Genomic DNA, 17,954 nt, shown 5'->3' on the forward strand with positions numbered 1-17,954 from the left:
ATCTTCGTTATTTTTCAATCGATTGGCATCGGAAACAGATGAAACTCAAACAGATAAAACTGGCAGGCTTTAAATCGTTTGTCGATGCCACCAAAATTCCGTTCCTGCAACCGCTCAGTGCGATAATCGGCCCCAATGGCTGCGGCAAGTCCAACGTGATTGATGCGGTGCGCTGGGTACTGGGGGAAAGCTCTGCCAAGAATTTGCGGGGCGATGCCTGGACCGACGTGATTTTCAACGGGGCCAATGGCCGCAAACCGGTATCGCTGGCCAGCGTGGAGCTGGTGTTTGACAACAGTGAGGGACGCATTGGCGGTGCTTATGCCAGTTATAACGAGCTGGCGGTACGGCGCCAAATCTCCCGGGACGGGGAAAACCTGTACTTTTTGAACGGGCAGAAATGCCGCCGCAAGGACATTACCGACATTTTCATGGGGACCGGCCTTGGGCCGCGCAGTTATGCCATTATCGGCCAAGGCACCATTTCCCGGCTGATTGAATGTAAACCCCAGGAGTTGCGGGTGTTTATTGAAGAGGCCGCCGGGATTTCCCGTTATAAAGAGCGTCGCCGCGACACGGAAAACCGCATCCGCCACACTCGGGAAAACCTGGAGCGCTTGGGGGACATTCGGGCGGAACTGGCCAAGCAGCTGGAAAAACTGACCTTGCAGGCCCAGGCAGCCAAGCGCTACCGGGAATACAAACAGCAGGAGCGGCAGTTGCAGGCCCAGCTGTTGGTGATGCGTTATCTGGCATTGCAGCAACAGGCCGATGGTGATAACAGCGAGATTGGCCGTCTGGAAACCGAACTGGCCAGATTGCAGGCGGCTGATAGCCATTTGTCGCGGCAACTGACGGAACTCAAGCTGCAACAGGATGAACTGGAAGATTTGGAGCAGCGCCAGCTGGCTGATTACTATCAGGCCAATACGGACATTGCCAAAACCGAACAACAATTGGCATTTTTGCAAACGCAAGATCAGCAGCGGTTAAGCCAGCAGCAACAATTGCAAAGCCGCTTGCAGCAACTGCAACAGCAATTGCAGGAGATTACCGCCAAAGAGCGGCAAACCAGCACGTTGGTGGCTGAGTTGTTGCCGTGCCAGCAACAGCTGGATGAGACCCACTGGGAACTTGCCGAGCAACTGGAAACCCTGGAAACCCAGTGGCAGCAGGCATCGGACAATGCCCGTCAGGCGGCGCTGGCGCTGAGTGAGTTGCGCCACCGGCAAGCGCTGGCCGCCACCCAGGAGCAGCATCTCAAACAGCAGTTGGCACAAGACCGCCAGCAATTACAGCAACTGGATAGCCGTTTCAGTGACGATGCCCCGGACGAACCCGCCATGGCAACACTGCAACAGCAACTGCAAGAGAGCCACAACATGTTGCAACAACTGCAGCAGCAGTCGGCACCGCTCATGCAGCAACAGCAGTTGCAACAGCGCCGGGTAACGGAAGCGCAGCACACGTTACAGGCGCGCCAGCAGCAGTTGTCAGCCTTGCAGGCCCGCCAGCAACTGATCAGCCAATGGCTGAGCGCCCAGCAGTCCAAAGCCGAGGATGTTGCACAATCCCAGCGCGCCATCACGCCCCTTTGGCAGACGCTGACGATTGCTGCAGGTTGGGAGCAAACCGTGGAGCAATGGCTGCAGCCGTTACTGACCAAAGCGGTTGCTGCCAGCGGCAGCGAAGGATTTGGCTCGGGCCAACTGCAGCAGTGGGGGCCGGTGTCGGCCCCGGTGAATTTAAGCCCCTGGCTGGCCCGGGTGAAATGGGCCAAAACCGCTAATGACGCCAACGTGTTACTGGCTCAGTTGGCGGCAGATGAAATCATTCTTTGCGCCGAAGGTTCGGTGTGGGGGCAGGGGTTTTGCTGGCCGCTGCACCCGACCGAGGACTCTTTGCTGATGATGGCGGCAGAGCAGCAAACGCTCACCGATGCCATCAATGCCTGTGAGGTCACGGTTTCGGAGGCAAACACCGAGTGGGTGCAGGCACAAAATGCCGCCAGCGCCGCCCAGGCGGCAAAAGAGCAGTGGCAACAGCAATGCCAGCAGCAGCAACTGCAACACGCCAAAATCCAGATGACACTGGATAACGCCAAGGCCCGGGAGCAACAGGCCGCCAAACGGCACAGGCAGTTACAGGCAGACAAATCCGCGCTAACCGAGCGCATTGCCTCGCGGGAGCTGGATTTGGAAGCCCTGATTGAAAGCCAGTTTTCCCTTGATGAGGCACTGGCGTTGCAGCAACAGCATGAACGTGGCAGCAGTGATCAGTTGCAAACCTTCAGTGCCCAGCGCACCGCCCTCAAACGCCGGTTGGCAGAGGGGGAGCGCCAATTGCAGGAAACCGGCCGTCAGCTCACCCAACAGCAAACGGCCCAAGCGCTGTTAAGGCAGCAAATGGAGCAGTTGCAATCCCAGCAACAACGCGGGCAGCAGCAATTAACGGCGTTGCAGCATCAGGCGCCAGCAAATGGCAAAGATGGCGATGCCATCGACGGGCTGCGCCAACAACTGGCACAGTTACTGGCACGGCAGCAACAGCTGCGAGAGGCGCTGGAGGGGACCCGAGCACGACTCGCCGAGCAGCACCAACAAAGCGATAGTATAACTTTAAAGCAAAAACAACAGCTTGCAGAGATAGGAGACTTGACTCAGTCTATCAGCACGCTAAAGTTACGTCGTGAAGGGTTCAAGGGGCAAGCCGAAAGCCAGCTGGCCCTGCTGCAAGAGCAGCAGCTGAGGCTAGCGGACATTGCTGCCAGCCTGCCTGCAGATGCCAGCACGGAAACCTGGCAGGATGCGCTGGATAAAGTGCGTAACCGGATCAGCCGCTTGGGCGCCATTAACCTGGCGGCCATTGACGAGTTTGAGCAGCAGCAGGCCCGCAAGACTTATCTGGATGCGCAAAACGAGGATCTTGAACAAGCCTTGTCCAGCCTTGAAGATGCCATCAAGCGGATTGATCGGGAAACCCGCAGCCGCTTCAAGGCCACATTTGATGAGGTGAACCAGGGGCTGGGCGAGTTGTTTCCGAAAGTTTTCGGCGGCGGCAGTGCTTATCTGGCTCTGACCGATGAGGATTTACTGGAGACAGGCGTCACCATCATGGCCCGCCCTCCAGGGAAAAAGAACAGCACAATCCACCTACTTTCCGGTGGAGAAAAGGCGTTGACCGCTTTATCATTGGTATTTGCAATCTTCAGGCTTAATCCGGCGCCTTTTTGCATGCTGGATGAAGTGGATGCACCACTGGACGACGCTAACGTTGACCGCTTCTGCCGACTGTTGCAGGAGATGTCACACAATGTACAGTTTATCTATATCAGTCATAACAAGATCACCATGGAAATGGCCGATCAGCTGATAGGGGTAACAATGCATGAACCGGGTGTATCGCGCATTGTTGCAGTTAATATTGAACAAGCAGTGGCTATGGCCGACGCAGGATAACAACAGGAATAACAGGTAACCAATGGAAGATTTTCGACTGGTATTGGCCGTTTTGGCTGCAATCGCCATTATTGCCGTTTTGATCCACGGGTTCTGGTCTATTCGCAGACAGCAAGTCAAGCCTTTGAAAGAAAAGCCCATGACCGGTTTTTACCGGGAGCAGGCCGCCCGTCGGGATTCGGATGGTTTTGATGCGGATGGCATCGGAGAGGTAAGGATTCGCAAAACCACCGCCGAGGACAAACCGCCCCAACTCAAACCCGGCCGTGGCAGGCGTGGCCCTCTGGCGGCCAAGGCGGAAGCCGCTGCCGCTGAGCCACAGGATGCCTTGGATCATGAAGCCGGGGACTTTGCCCTGTCTCATAGTGCGCCGGAAGATAAACCAGGCCGCAACAAGCCCAAAATGCAGCGCCAAGAACCCGTCATTCACGATGAAATGTTGAATGAAGGGGATTTGCAGATGGAGCTGGGGCTGGCGGCGGAAGCGTCGGCCACAAGCGTGGCAGACACCGATGAAGACATGCCTCGCGAGCCTGAATTGCAGCCCCAGCCAGTTGCTACCGATAACGCCCCAAGCGCCCAACAGCCCCAGGCGGTGAGCGAGCCAACCGATGTATTGATACTGCACGTGGTGGCCCGTCCCGGCCAAACCCTTAATGGCGCAGAGCTGCTGCCTTGCCTGCTGGCGCTGAATTTTAAATTCGGTGACATGCAGATTTTCCACCGCCATGAAGATCATGCAGGAAATGGCAAAGTGCTGTTTTCCCTGGCCAACATGCTCAAACCCGGTACGTTTGACCCGGATAATATGGAGCAATTCACCACCCAGGGTGTGGTGCTGTTCATGACCTTGCCCAGTGCCACCGATGGGGTGATGAGCTTTTCCATCATGCTGAACTCCGCATCGCAGCTGGCAGATGATTTGGACGGATTGTTACTGGATGGCGAACGTAATCCGTGGCAATTGTCCACGAAAAAGGAATATCTGGACAGGATCAAGGCAAGTTGCTGATTTGCCTTATTTGATACCAGAACGCGCTTATGCGCCAATAACACCATATTAAGAGGGGCCGCAGATGCGGCCCTTGTTTTCAGCGGACTTTTTTATGCAACTCACCATCGAACAAGAAATTGATCAACTGATCCGCGAGATCAACGAACACAACATCCGTTATTACGTGGATGACAACCCGTCCATTCCCGATGCGGAATACGACCGCCTGATGCGACGCTTGCAAACGCTGGAAGCACAAAATCCCCAATGGCAGCGAGCCGATTCCCCCAGCCGCCGGGTCGGCGGGGCTGCATTGTCAAAATTCGAGCAGGTCACCCACCTCAAACCCATGCTGAGCCTGGACAATGTGTTTGACGATACGGAATTTGCCGCATTTCATAAGCGGGTGAGCGACCGGGTGGGCGATGTGCAATACTGCTGCGAACCCAAGCTGGATGGGCTGGCGGTGAGCTTGTTGTACCGTAACGGGGTACTGGAGCGGGCGGCTACCCGTGGCGACGGCGCAGTGGGTGAGAACATTACCGAAAATGTCCGTACCATCAAATCCATTCCGCTGAAACTGCGGGGGGCTGGTTATCCCGCTTTGCTTGAAGTGCGCGGTGAAGTGTTCATGCCTCGCGCCGCATTTGATACCCTGAACGAGCGGGCCAGGGTCAGAAACGAAAAACTGTTTGTTAACCCCCGCAATGCTGCCGCTGGCAGCTTGCGTCAGCTGGACAGCAAAATTACCGCTGCCCGTTCACTGGCGTTTTATGCCTATGCACTGGGCGTGGTGGAGCCGGAGGATTTTGCCATGGCAGATACCCACCGAGCGCAGCTGGCACAGTTTCAGCAGTGGGGTTTTCCCGTCAGCAGCGAAATCCGCCTGGCCGATTCCTTGGCAGAGGTGCAGCACTATTATCAGCAGATCATGACAAGACGGCCGGATTTGGCCTTTGACATTGACGGTGTGGTGTTCAAGGTGAACAGCATTGCCGCCCAACAAACCCTGGGGTTTGTTGCCAGGGCACCCCGCTGGGCCATTGCCTACAAGTTCCCGGCGCAGGAAGAGATGACCGTGCTGGAAGGCGTGGATTTTCAGGTGGGACGCACCGGCGCCGTCACCCCGGTGGCCCGGCTAAAACCCGTATTTGTGGGTGGCGTGACGGTTTCCAACGCCACACTGCATAACGCCGATGAAATTGACCGTCTGGGCGTTAAGGTGGGAGATACGGTGATTATCCGCCGCGCCGGTGATGTGATTCCGCAGGTGGTGGCGGTGGTGCCGGAAAAACGCCCCGCAGATGCCAAACCCATAGCGTTTCCGAGCCAATGCCCAGTGTGTGGCTCACTGGTGGAGCGTATTGAAGGAGAAGCCGTGGCCCGTTGTAGCGGCGGCTTGTTCTGCAAGGCGCAGCGCAAAGAGGCGATTAAGCATTTTGCCTCCCGTAAAGCCATGGATGTGGATGGACTGGGGGATAAAATCGTGGAGCAGTTAATCGACAAGGAACTGATTGAAAGCCCTGCGGATCTGTTTCGGCTTAGTGTGTCCACGCTGGCCTCCCTTGAGCGCATGGGCATCAAGTCGGCAGAAAACCTGAAAGCCGCATTAATGGCCGCCAAAACCACCACATTGCCCAAATTTTTATACGCACTGGGCATTCGCGAAGTGGGCGAAGCCACCGCGGCCAATCTGGCCAACCACTTTAAAACCCTGCCGGCGCTGCAACAGGCAACGGTGGAGCAGTTAATGGCGGTAGAAGATGTGGGCAATGTAGTGGCCCAGCACGTGGTGCATTTTTTCGCCCAGCCCCACAATCAACAGGTGATTGCGGCGTTGCTCAGTGATGAAATCGCCATTCATTGGCCGGACATCATCACCCCAGATGCTGACACCCTGCCGTTAAAAGGGCAAACCTGGGTACTGACCGGCACGTTGACCCAATTCAGCCGCAGCGATGCCAAAGCCAAGCTGGAAGCCCTGGGCGCCAAAGTGGCGGGCAGCGTCTCCAAAAACACCCACTGCGTGGTGGCAGGCGAAGCCGCCGGCTCCAAGCTGGCCAAAGCCAGCGAACTGGGGATCCGGGTGATTGATGAAAACGCATTGCTGGCATTGTTGCAGGCGCATTAAAAGCGGTCTTGATTATAGGGGATGTTAACGACATCTGTGGGCTTGTCGCTCATAACTGGGATGTTAAAAAATGTATGTTTGGAAAGCTGTAAAACAAAGGCAATGGAATGTTTAAAATAGGAACAATTTATAAAAGAAAAGAAGAAATCCATCATATTTATGGGGGACAATCTCAAGGTGGGATCAGTACACCATCAGGGTGGCCGATGGTGCTGGTTTTTACCAGTAATACAGCTGAAAGTTATGGTTATCAGGATCAATTTCGCCCTGATGGGCTATTTTGGTACACCGGTGAAGGGCAAGTGGGTCCTATGACGATGACGCGAGGTAATGCCGCCATTCGAGATCACCTGAAATACGGTAAAAAATTACATTTATTTAAATATATAAAGAGTGCGCACGTTCGTTACATTGGTGAAGCGCAGTATGTTGGACACCATATTGAACAGCGGCTGGATAGAGAAGGTAATATGAGGGATGCAATTATTTTTCATCTTGCATTATTACCTACCCAGTTTTTTGAAATTAGAGAACCTATAAATCAATATGGTGATGCAAAAATGCCAGGTAAGCATCTCTCACTATCGGAATTACGCATGTTGGCGTTAGGTTCAGTAACGGATAATTTATCAATTAAACAAATAATACATAATGTAGCGATTCGTTCTGCCGCTATTCGTCGATACGCGTTAAAACGTGCTCAAGGTGTTTGTGAAGGGTGTTTGGCTCCTGCGCCATTTCAAGGGAAAGCGGGCCCATTCCTTGAGGTCCATCACCTGTTGATGTTAGGTGATGGTGGGCCGGATCATCCGCAAAACGTGATTGCCTTATGTCCTAATTGCCACCGTAGAGCTCATTTAAGTAAAGATGCGGAAAGCTACAATCAGGAGCTGATTGAAAAGGTGATAAAGCTTGAAAACGGTTCATTCCATGCCCATCTTCATTAATTCGGGAAATCACATGCGAACGCAAGATGTTCAGAATTGAAGATGTGCATTGGCTGGATGAGCAGGGGCATGTGCGCCCGCCAAGGGTGCTGTACCTTTTATTGCTGTTTCTGGCCCGTGGTTGGGTGATTTTCATCATGTCGTTAACCATCTCCTCTGATCGTGCGGAGCTGGTGCGTTTGTTTTATCCCGAGCGTGCCGATTTTTTAACGGCTCTGGTGGCGGGCAGCGGTGCGGTGCTGGCATTTTTTTTGATAATGGCCGAACGGCGCCGAAAACCGCTGTGGTTAAGTGGCGCTTTTGTCCGCTTGCGGTTGCTGTTGCTGCTTTTTTTGCTGCTGGATGCCATTTTGCTGTTTGCCAGGTTGAGTCACGCCCATTTCATGTTTGACTGGGCAACGGCTCTGGATGGTTTGTTACTGTTCTGGTCGCTGCTTTATTTATATCACTCAAGGCAGCTTAAAGCGTATGTGGCTGATTGGCCGAAACAGCGCTAGCACTGGTACAAAACATGCGTTTTTTGCCGTTTTTTACAGCAAAAGTGTAGCGGTATCATATTTTTATTGCAGAATGATTTCCTCTCCAATCCCTTGCACTATAGTGATAAAGTACCTGAGTGCCTATAAGTGTGGTGCGCCAACACTATAAGCCTTGTCTGATAGGGGAGTTACGTGGAAAAAACCGAAGAGATCCGTCTGTCGCTGTCGCAGCTGCAGAAGGGGATTACGGTTAAATTACCGCTGTCGTGGACGGATCATCCTTTCCTGTTCAATAAAATTGAAATCATCTCCGATGCCCAGATCAACATGATCCGCCAGTTGGGGGTGCCTTACGTCATTCTGTTATCCGGTACGCTAGAAAATGCCGCCGAACCCCTTGTCGCAGAATCAAACGTCAGTCAGCCAGCGGAGATACTGCCGGCGCTGGACAAATTGGCCCGTAAACATTTACGGCAAAGTCAGTCCCAGTTCATCAATGCCCTGAATGGCATTCGCGGCGGTTTTGGCAAAGTGGTCAGTGATCCGGAAGGTGCCAGCCGGGAAATCTCCGTGCTGGTGGAAACCATGCTGACGCAGTTGCTGGATGCGGATACGGCTCATCTGGCGCTGGTGATTTCTGGTGAATCCCGTCCAACCGCTACCCAGCACGGTGTGTCCGTGGCGGTATTGTCCATGATGATGGGTAAAGCCTTGCAACTGCCCAAACCGGCATTGCGCACACTGGCAACCGGTGCGCTGTTACATGATATCGGTAAACTCAGGATCCCCCCGGCCATTCGCAATAAACGCGGCGCCCTTACCACCCCGGAGAAGAATTTCATTGCCATGCATCCTACCTATGGCCATGAATTGCTTAAACGTGGCGGCATGTTCAGTGACGAGGTACTGGATATTGTGTGGCACCATCATGAGTTCATGGATGGCAGTGGCTATCCGGACGGGCTGGACAGTGGCAAATTGCCGCTGACCACTCAGATTGTGGCGCTGGTGAATGATTACGACAATCTGTTGTGGCGGGATGAAATGGTGTCGCCCCAGGTGGCACTGGGTTACCTGTTTAAAAACCGCGTGAAACAGCACAGCGATACCCTCATTCAGGCGCTGGTAAAAATTTTGGGCGTTTATCCCCCCGGTACATTGGTGCAATTGACCGATGATTCCTTGGCCAAGGTGGTGGTGACTACAAATAATGTCATGCAGCCTTTGGTATGGTGTTGTCAGCGGGATGGCAAAAAGGGGTGTTACCGCATTCTGTCAGAAGAGGAAACCAGCATTGCGCGGGCATTGAAGGTTGAAGAGCTCAGTGAAAACGCCAAAAAAACCTTGCGTTTGGATGCCGGCATAAGTTTTTATTTTTGTCAGTCAGGGACGTGTTAGCATCAATAACAACCAAATCGGGAATGGGAGAATTGTCGTGAAGCATATTGCGGTATTCGGTTGCGGGTGGTTTGGTTTGCCACTGGCGCAGGCATTGCAGCAGCAAGATTTTCAGGTGAAGGGCAGTAAAACCACAGAAGATGGCGTGGCAGCCCTTACTGCAGCGGGCATTGATGGCGTGCTGCTTAATTTGCCCGGTGCTGAACCGCTGCCTGCCACGTTGCTGGCAGGGTGTGATGGGTTGGTGGTGAACATTCCCCCCGGTTTACGCCATGGCAATGATGACCTCCTGTTGCAGAAATTATCCCGCCTTACCGACGCCGTGACACAAAGCGCATTGCAACGGGTGATTTTTATCAGTAGCACCGGTGCTTATTCGCAAACCTCCGGCGTGTTGGCCGAGCAGGATCTTACTGTGGCCAAAGAGGGAAGTTGCGCCATGTTACAGCAGGCCGAACAGCTGTTTTTGCAATTGGCCAGTAACACCTTGCAAGTGACCGTGCTGCGCTTTGCCGGTCTGGTGGGGCCAGGGCGCCATCCCGGTCGCTTCATGGCGGGGCGCTGCGAACTCAGCGGTGCCAATCAACCGGTGAATTTGGTGCACCTAAATGATTGCATCGCTGCCGTCATGGCCGTGCTCAGGGCTGATAACCCAGGAGAGGTATATAACCTGTGCGCCCCATTCACCATGGATAAAAAAACCTTTTACGGGTTGTCTGCCACCCAATTGGGGTTGCCGTTGCCACAGTTTCAGCCGGTGTCACGCCATGATCCATCAGGCAAGAAAATTGACGGCAGCCTAATTTGCCGGGAATTGGGCTTTCACTATCAGCATGCTGATGCCTATGCCTTGCTGCCGGCCTGTGCAGGTTAATCACAAGGGTTACCTATTATGCAGGTGATTGAAAACGGGGAGATATTCATCCCCGTTTGTCTATCCATGCCCCAGACATTTCCAATATGGCCGCTACTTGGGTGACGAAGGCTTTCAGCTACAATCAGGTTATGCGGAAGGCTTTATTTAAATCATCATATTTTTAATGCATAAGCCAGATTAATCCCCCTCAACTTGGTAAAAAACACCTTATTTCATACTGTTTATTGATTAGAGCAATTATTCTTATCCTTCGACATTGGTCTAAAATCCCACCCCTTTTTGGCTTCACAATAATTTGCTAATACCTTTTTTAGTAAATGATTAATAATGATTTTTTCAATTTGTTACCGTCGTGTTACCCGCTTTATAGACTAATGTCTTGATTGTGAGCAAAGTCCCGGTTGCTAGATTAAATGTGACTTAATAGCAATTTAGTGATGGGGAGTCGCAAAATGAGCTTTGAAAATAACGAAAAGGCACTGAATTACTGGCGTGAAAATTTGCGCCTGGTGCTGAGCTTGCTAGCGGTCTGGTTTGTGGTGTCTTACGGTTGCGGGATCTTATTGGCGGATATGCTCAATAACATTCATTTTATGGGATTCAAGCTGGGATTCTGGTTTGCGCAACAAGGTTCCATTTATGTATTCGTGGCGCTGATCTTTGTATATGCCTACAAAGCCAATGCGCTGGATAAAAAATATAACGTACATGAAGAATAAGAGGAACTGACGATGGATGTTCAAGCACTGACATTTCTGATCGTAGGGGTTTCGTTTGCGCTCTACATTGGCATTGCCATCTGGTCTCGTGCCGGATCGACCAAGGATTTTTACGTGGCTGGCGGTGGGGTCCCGCCAGTAATGAATGGCATGGCAACCGCGGCTGACTGGATGTCGGCGGCATCATTCATTTCCATGGCGGGCATTATCTCCTTTGTGGGATATGACGGCAGCGTCTATTTGATGGGCTGGACCGGTGGCTATGTGCTGCTGGCCTTGTGTATCGCGCCGTACCTGCGCAAATTCGGCAAATTTACCGTACCGGATTTTATTGGCGAGCGTTACTACTCGCAAACCGCCCGGGTTGTCGCGGTGGTGTGTGCCATTTTCATCTGTTTTACCTATATTGCCGGGCAGATGCGCGGTGTGGGCGTGGTATTTTCCCGCTTCCTTGAAGTGGACGTTGATACCGGGGTGTATATCGGGATGGCCGTGGTGTTCTTTTATGCGGTGCTGGGCGGCATGAAAGGCATTACTTACACCCAGGTGGCACAGTATTGCGTGCTGATTTTCGCCTTCATGGTGCCTGCCATTTTCATCTCCATGATGATGACCGGGCATGTGCTGCCCCAGATAGGCTTTGGCTCAACCGTGGTGGATGCTGCCGGTAATGATACCGGGGTGTACCTGTTGCAAAAACTTGATGGATTGTCTACCCAGCTGGGATTCAATGCTTACACCGAAGGCACAAAAAGCACCATTGACGTGTTTGCCATTACTGCGGCGCTGATGGTGGGAACCGCCGGTTTACCCCATGTGATAGTGCGCTTTTTTACCGTGCCCAAGGTAAAGGATGCCCGTACCAGTACCGGTTGGGCCTTGGTGTTTATTGCCATTTTGTACACCACGGTGCCGGCATTGTCGGTGTTTTCCCGGGTGAACATGATAGAAACCATTAACGGCACCGATGGTCAAGGGGTGGTCCACGAGACCGCGCCATCCTGGATTAAAAACTGGGAACAGACCGGGCTTATCAAATGGAACGATAAAAATGGCGATGGCAAGATGTATTACGCCAAAGGCAAAATTACCGATCCGGATAACGCCAACGAAATGGATGTGGACCGTGACATCATGGTGTTGGCAACCCCCGAGATTGCCAATCTGCCTGCTTGGGTGATTGCACTGGTAGCCGCAGGTGGCCTGGCGGCTGCGTTATCCACCTCTGCCGGGTTGCTGCTGGTTATCTCCACTTCGGTTTCCCATGACTTGCTGAAAAAGAACTTCATGCCGGATATTTCCGACAAGAAGGAGCTGATGTTTGCACGCATGGCGGCTGCCATCGGGATTGTGATTGCCGGATATTTCGGGATTAATCCGCCCGGCTTTGTGGCGGCGGTGGTGGCTTTTGCCTTCGGTCTTGCTGCCGCGTCGTTATTCCCGGCCATCATCATGGGGATCTTCTCCAAGACCATGAATAAAGAAGGCGCCATTGCCGGGATGGTGTTGGGGCTGGGGTTCACTGCCGTTTACATCATTTACTTCAAGTTTGTGAATCCTGCGGCCAACGTGGCGGATAACTGGCTCTTTGGGATCTCGCCTGAAGGGATTGGCATGGTGGGCATGGTGGTGAACTTTGTGGTGGCGATTCTCGTCAGCAAGGTAACTGCTGCCGTGCCGGCAGAAGTGCAGCAGATGGTGGACTCCATTCGCTTCCCCAAAGGTGCCGGAGGTGCACAGGATCATTAATCTGCTCACCTGAAAGGCGCTTCATGCGCCTTTTTTATTCGACCAAAGATAGCTGGCTGGGAAAATGCCCAGCCATCATCATTAAGCTATCACTTGCCAAACGGTAATCAGGTGTATGGACGAAAGTGAATTATTGCCCATTCGTAATTTTCTGGCCGAAATAGCGCCATTTAATGAGTTACCGCCAAACTTACTGGATGAGTGCTGCCGTAATCTCGGGATTGGTTATTACAGCAATACCATGAAGGCCGTGCCTCTCAGTTCGGAAAACCCGGAGTTGTATATCGTGCGCAGCGGGGCGTTTGAGGTGCGCAATGCCCAAGGCGAGTTATTGGATCGGCTGGGCGCCGGGGATTATTTCGGTTTTCCGTCCTTGATGTCGGGTGAAACCATCAGCAATCAGGTGTTGATTCTGGAAGACGGGCTGGTGTACCACCTGGGCTTGCCGTTATTTGACAAGCTGCGTCAGGGCTGCCGGGCCTTTGATCGCTTTTTCAATAAGGCCTATGCCAAACGCCTGCGCCATCAGGAGGATTATCGGCACAATGCGCTGTTAACGGCCAATCGGATTAACAGCCTGATGGCGACGGCACCTGTCAGTGTGGATCACAAAACCTCGGTCAATGAAGCGGCCAAACTGATGCGAAAGCATCGGGTGTCATCGGTATTGATTATGGATAACCATAAGCTGGTGGGCATTTTAACCGACCGGGATTTGCGTAACCGGGTGCTGGCAGAGGGACACGGTGGCGACATTGCGGTGCATCAGGCCATGACGGCCACCCCGGAAACCATTGAGGCCAATGCCTTGGTATTTGAAGCCATGCTGCAGATGAGCCAGCACAACATTCACCATTTGCCGGTGCTGGATAACGGCCATCCTGTAGGCATGGTCACCAGTACGGACATTATCCGCAGCCAGTCATCCCAGCCGATTTTGCTGATTGGCGAAATAGAGCGCCAGCATGATGTGCCAAGCCTTATCCATGTAAGTAAGCAAATTCCGTTATTACTGCAGAATCTTATCAGCGCCGATGCTAGGGCTGAAGAGATAGGACGCATTCTGACCAGTGTCACTGATGCCCTGACAAGGCGTTTAATCCAGTTGCATCAGGCATTGCTGGGGGAGCCGCCCATGGCATTTTGCTGGTTGGCTTTTGGCAGTCAGGGGCGGCAGGATCAGATGGCCTGTTCTGATCAGGACAACGGTTTGCTGCTGGCGCAAGCCCCCGATACCGAGGCAAGCGCTTATTTTGAGGCTTTAACCCATGCCGTGTGCCGGGGGCTTAACGAGTGTGGTTATGTTTTCTGCCCCGGCGATATCATGGCGCAAAACCCGGCGTGGCGGATGTCACTGAGCCAGTGGCAGCAAACATTTTCTGACTGGGTCAATACGCCAGACCCCAAAGCCTTGATGCACGCCAGCATTTTTTTTGATATGCGCTGTGTTTACGGCCCGGCGCCCCTGTTTGCATCGTTGCAGGAAAATGTGCTGGCGCACACCCGGGATAACGATATTTTTCTGGCGGCACTGACGGGCAATGCATTAAGTGAATCACCACCCTTGGGTTTTTTCCGGCAATTTGTGTTGGAGCGCGATGGTACGGAAGAAAAAGGCATTGATTTAAAACACCGGGGAAGCGTGCTGATTAACGACATTGCCAGGGTGTATGCCTTGTCTGCCGGCATTCATGAGGTGAATACGGCCAAAAGGATCCGGACACTGATTGCCAACGGCATCCTCACCCGCAAGGACGGTTTGAATCTGGCAGACGCCTTGGAATTCATTGCCCATATGCGCCTGGCCAATCAAGGGCGGCAATATGAAAATCAGGAGCCACTGAGCAATTATCTCAAGCCCCAGGCATTGTCGTCGCTCATGCGTCACCAACTGCGAGATGCCTTTAAAGTGGTGCATGACGCCCAAGCGGCCTTGAAACTGAAATTCATGCGGAGTTTTTAGGATGTCGCTATGGCAGCCGCTTTATTTGCGCTGGTTATCCTATCGGGCATTGCCTGTTGTGCGGGATTACTATCAAAGCCTGCTGCCCTTGTTGCAGCAACCATTGGCGCAAGTGCCCTTGATTGCCGTGGATATGGAGATGACCGGCCTGAAACCGGAGCAGCACCAGATTATTTCCGTGGGGCTGGTGCCCATTGTACAGCGGCAGTTACGCCTTGCGGCGGCGCAGCATCAATTGGTGGGCATCGCGGGCAGTGTCGGCCAAAGCGCCACTATCCATGGCATTGTGGACCGTCACTTGCAATCGCCGGCCTTGAGTCAGCAGGACCTGCTACCTTGGCTGTTGCAACAGGCAATGGGCAAGTTGATGATTTTCCATCACGCCCCACTGGATCTGGCTTTTTTAACGGCATTGGCTCAGCTACAGGGGGACAAGCGCTTGCACTTTCCGGTTGTGGATACGCTGCAAATCGAGCGCCGCCGGTTATTGCGAGAGCGCCATATACTGCCGCAGGGCAGTTTGCGTCTGGGAGCCTGTCGGCAGCGCTACGGCTTGCCCGTGTACATGGCTCATTCAGCCCTGATGGATGCCATTGCCTGTGGCGAGTTGTTTCTGGCCCAAACCGCTGCCATTAATCCTGCCGTGGCCGTTAACGAATTCCTCTGGTGGCCATGAGCGGCTGCGTTGCTTGCGCTTGTTGGTATCTTCACCAAAAAAAACGCCCCTATGTGGGGGCGTTTTGCAATCAAGCGCTAGATAACAAGCGGCTGATTAGCGCTGAGGGCCGAAAAATTTCACGGCTTTCTCAATCAGCTGCAGTCCGGTTTCATCGCAAGGGGGGAGGGCGGCATCAGAGGTTGCCAACGGTGTCACCCGGTCACCCCATTTCACCAATAACGCGGCACTGGTAAGCCCGGCACCAAAGGCACAGGACAAAATGTGTTGCCCGGGCTGGATCACCCCTTTAGCCAGTGCATCACAAATGGCAATGGGAATGGTGGCCGCTGAAGTATTGCCATATTCTTCAATGTTAACGAAGGCTTTTTCCGCCGGGATTTTCATTTTATGTACCAGCGTATCAATAATGCGCTCGTTGGCTTGATGGGGGATCACCAAATCCACATCGTCTTTATCAAGCCCGCATTTTTCCAATACCTTGCTGCTAAGGCTGCTCATGCCATGAATGGCACGCTTGAAAATCTCCTTGCCGTCAAACTGGATGTAAAAGTGCAGTGATTCTGCATCATAACGATCCATGGATGTCCCGAAACTGGCTTTGAGAATTTCCCGGCCTGCGGGATCATTGCTCATCTCATATCCCAGAACGCCGCCTGCCACATCAGAGGCTTCCAGCACCACGGCACCGGCCCCATCTCCAAACAGTACGGCAGTTTCCCGGCGTGACCAGTCGATGTAAAAGCTCAGGCGTTCGGCACCCACCACCAACACTTTTTTGCACTGGCCACTTTTAATCTGGGCGGTGGCCAGTCCCATGCCATACAAAAAGCCGCTACAGGCCGCATTGATGTCAAATGCGGCGCAGTGGGCACCGATATTGGCCTGAACGGTAGACGCAATATTGGGGATCAAGGTGTCAGGGCTGGCAGTGGCCAGAATGATCATGTCTAGTTCACTGCCATCAATACCTGCGGCGGCCAGGGCATGTTTTGCCGCGACACTGGCCATTTCTGAGGTGGCAACATGGCTGATATGGCGCCGACTGATGCCGGTTCTGGGTTTAATCCATTCATCGGATGTTTCCATAAAGGTGGCCAGATCATCATTGCTTAAGGTTGCTGGAGGTACACATTTGCCCCAGCCGGTAATAGTTGCATACTGCATGGAAAATCTCTCGTTAAGAAACCACCCGAGATGGCGCTTTCAATTGCTAGTTATGGTTTTGTTGGCGTAACAGCTGCGCGGGTTGCGGCGCTTGTAAATCTCCTGCCGCTAATACGGGAGGGATGGCGTCATCATGGGGTTGATGTTGCTTGGCTTGAAAATAAGCGGCATCGGTTCCACAGATATCAGGCATGATGCGCACCTGTCATAAATGCTGTGGCTAAGATTACCCTTAGTCCGCCTATAAATAAAGCATGTCGCAGTGGAATTGGCTTTGCCAGGGTGTTGATGACGGGATTTCCCCACACCAGTGATTAATTTTGCCATTATGTGTGGCAATCGCGTATCGGCCGATGCAATTTCTCCGGAGGAATGAAATAATATCCCGATTCAAATATCGGGAGAGTCAGCGTGAAGCGAGCCGTGTTTCTTGACCGGGATGGCGTTATTAACGTCGATCATGGTTATGTCCATCAAATAGACGATTTTCAATATATTGAAGGCGTGTTTGACGCCTGCCGTGCCTTAAAACAGCAGGGATACAAATTGGTGGTGATCACCAATCAGGCCGGTATTGCCCGGGGCCTGTACACCGAAGAGCAGTTTCAGCAACTCACTGAATGGATGGACTGGAATTTTGCCGATAAAGGCGTAGATCTGGACGGTATCTATTATTGTCCCCATCATCCGGAAAAGGGTATCGGTGAATACAAGCAGGAGTGTGATTGTCGCAAACCCAAACCGGGGATGATCATCAGTGCCCAACGCTTTTTGAAACTGGAGTTGTCGCAAAGCGTTCTGGTAGGCGATAAAGCCGATGACATGCGAGCAGCCAAAGCGGCAGGCATTCCGGTACGCATTTTGGTGCGCAGTGGTAAGCCCGTGACCCAGGAAGCCATCAATGAAGCCACCATGGTGCTCGATTCCATAGCCGATGTGCCTGCATATCTGGCCGGTTTGTCCGATTAATCCGCATTTTGTAGAAAAACTAGGCGCTCGTGCCCAAAGTGGCAAAATTAGTGGATTTAGCTATTGCATAAAAAAGTCGTTTCCCTATAATGCGCACCCACTGGCCGACGATGCAGTCGCCAAAGTTGATGACAAACATTCAGACAACATGCTGGTGTTGATAGACAACTTACGCTCTTTAACAAAATATCAAGCAATCTGTGTGGGCACTCACAGTGAAGATACATCGACAACGATTTATCTCATTGAAGAGTGTTCTATATAAGAACAGTCATTCATAGAGTCGCTTCTTAGGAAGCAAAAAAACTTTCAATTGAAGAGTTTGATCATGGCTCAGATTGAACGCTGGCGGCAGGCCTAACACATGCAAGTCGAGCGGTAACATTTCAAAAGCTTGCTTTTGAAGATGACGAGCGGCGGACGGGTG

At 52.6% G+C, this 17,954-nt stretch carries 14 protein-coding genes and 1 rRNA gene; 13 read left to right on the forward strand and 2 right to left on the reverse strand.

Annotation, left to right across the window (positions count from 1 at the left end):
• Positions 1 to 38: 38 nt before the first annotated feature.
• The 11 genes from ACIDEJ_RS02680 to ACIDEJ_RS02730 all read left to right on the forward strand — a co-directional run bounded on the left by ACIDEJ_RS02680 (position 39) and on the right by ACIDEJ_RS02730 (position 15,391).
• Positions 39 to 3,458: a chromosome segregation protein SMC gene (locus tag ACIDEJ_RS02680; protein WP_411986540.1), complete on the forward strand. Its 3,420-nt coding sequence runs from the start codon at positions 39 to 41 to the stop codon at positions 3,456 to 3,458.
• A gap of 22 nt (positions 3,459 to 3,480) precedes the next feature.
• On the forward strand, positions 3,481 to 4,470 hold the full coding sequence (gene zipA / locus ACIDEJ_RS02685) for a cell division protein ZipA (protein WP_411986541.1): 990 nt from the start codon (positions 3,481 to 3,483) through the stop codon (positions 4,468 to 4,470).
• 94 nt (positions 4,471 to 4,564) lie between these two features.
• On the forward strand, positions 4,565 to 6,583 hold the full coding sequence (gene ligA, locus ACIDEJ_RS02690) for an NAD-dependent DNA ligase LigA (protein WP_411986542.1): 2,019 nt from the start codon (positions 4,565 to 4,567) through the stop codon (positions 6,581 to 6,583).
• Positions 6,584 to 6,690: 107 nt separating this feature from the next.
• Positions 6,691 to 7,530 carry an HNH endonuclease gene (locus ACIDEJ_RS02695; protein WP_411986543.1) on the forward strand — a complete coding sequence of 280 codons (840 nt, stop codon included), beginning with the start codon at positions 6,691 to 6,693 and terminating at the stop codon, positions 7,528 to 7,530.
• Between the two features lie 26 nt (positions 7,531 to 7,556).
• On the forward strand, positions 7,557 to 8,027 hold the full coding sequence (locus ACIDEJ_RS02700; RefSeq protein ID WP_411986544.1) for a DUF2919 family protein: 471 nt from the start codon (positions 7,557 to 7,559) through the stop codon (positions 8,025 to 8,027).
• A 174-nt stretch (positions 8,028 to 8,201) separates the two neighbouring features.
• Positions 8,202 to 9,407: an HD-GYP domain-containing protein gene (locus ACIDEJ_RS02705; protein ID WP_411986545.1), complete on the forward strand. Its 1,206-nt coding sequence runs from the start codon at positions 8,202 to 8,204 to the stop codon at positions 9,405 to 9,407.
• A 37-nt stretch (positions 9,408 to 9,444) separates the two neighbouring features.
• The gene (locus tag ACIDEJ_RS02710) at positions 9,445 to 10,281 is read left to right on the forward strand and encodes an SDR family oxidoreductase (protein ID WP_411986546.1); all 837 of its coding nucleotides are present in this window, start codon (positions 9,445 to 9,447) and stop codon (positions 10,279 to 10,281) included.
• Between the two features lie 455 nt (positions 10,282 to 10,736).
• Positions 10,737 to 11,003 (forward strand): DUF4212 domain-containing protein, encoded by a 267-nt coding sequence (locus tag ACIDEJ_RS02715; RefSeq protein ID WP_411986547.1) that lies wholly within the window; start codon positions 10,737 to 10,739, stop codon positions 11,001 to 11,003.
• 12 nt (positions 11,004 to 11,015) lie between these two features.
• The gene (locus ACIDEJ_RS02720) at positions 11,016 to 12,752 is read left to right on the forward strand and encodes a sodium:solute symporter family protein (RefSeq protein WP_411986548.1); all 1,737 of its coding nucleotides are present in this window, start codon (positions 11,016 to 11,018) and stop codon (positions 12,750 to 12,752) included.
• A gap of 115 nt (positions 12,753 to 12,867) precedes the next feature.
• The gene (locus tag ACIDEJ_RS02725; protein WP_411986549.1) at positions 12,868 to 14,715 is read left to right on the forward strand and encodes a DUF294 nucleotidyltransferase-like domain-containing protein; all 1,848 of its coding nucleotides are present in this window, start codon (positions 12,868 to 12,870) and stop codon (positions 14,713 to 14,715) included.
• Position 14,716: 1 nt separating this feature from the next.
• The gene (locus ACIDEJ_RS02730; RefSeq protein ID WP_411986550.1) at positions 14,717 to 15,391 is read left to right on the forward strand and encodes an exonuclease domain-containing protein; all 675 of its coding nucleotides are present in this window, start codon (positions 14,717 to 14,719) and stop codon (positions 15,389 to 15,391) included.
• Positions 15,392 to 15,487: 96 nt separating this feature from the next.
• Here ACIDEJ_RS02730 and ACIDEJ_RS02735 read toward each other — a convergent pair whose 3' ends face one another.
• Complete coding sequence (locus ACIDEJ_RS02735) at positions 15,488 to 16,558, reverse strand: ketoacyl-ACP synthase III (RefSeq protein WP_411986551.1); 1,071 nt, start codon at positions 16,556 to 16,558, stop codon at positions 15,488 to 15,490.
• Between the two features lie 46 nt (positions 16,559 to 16,604).
• Positions 16,605 to 16,751 carry a hypothetical protein gene (locus ACIDEJ_RS02740; protein ID WP_411986552.1) on the reverse strand — a complete coding sequence of 49 codons (147 nt, stop codon included), beginning with the start codon at positions 16,749 to 16,751 and terminating at the stop codon, positions 16,605 to 16,607.
• A gap of 218 nt (positions 16,752 to 16,969) precedes the next feature.
• On the opposite strand from ACIDEJ_RS02740, the gene gmhB reads away from it, so the two are divergent.
• Complete coding sequence (gmhB, locus tag ACIDEJ_RS02745) at positions 16,970 to 17,527, forward strand: D-glycero-beta-D-manno-heptose 1,7-bisphosphate 7-phosphatase (protein WP_411986553.1); 558 nt, start codon at positions 16,970 to 16,972, stop codon at positions 17,525 to 17,527.
• Between the two features lie 310 nt (positions 17,528 to 17,837).
• Positions 17,838 to 17,954: ribosomal RNA gene (locus ACIDEJ_RS02750) — 16S ribosomal RNA — on the forward strand; the annotation flags it as partial.

The organism is Shewanella mytili (genome assembly GCF_046765975.1).
GTDB classification, from domain to species: Bacteria; Pseudomonadota; Gammaproteobacteria; order Enterobacterales; family Shewanellaceae; genus Shewanella; species Shewanella mytili.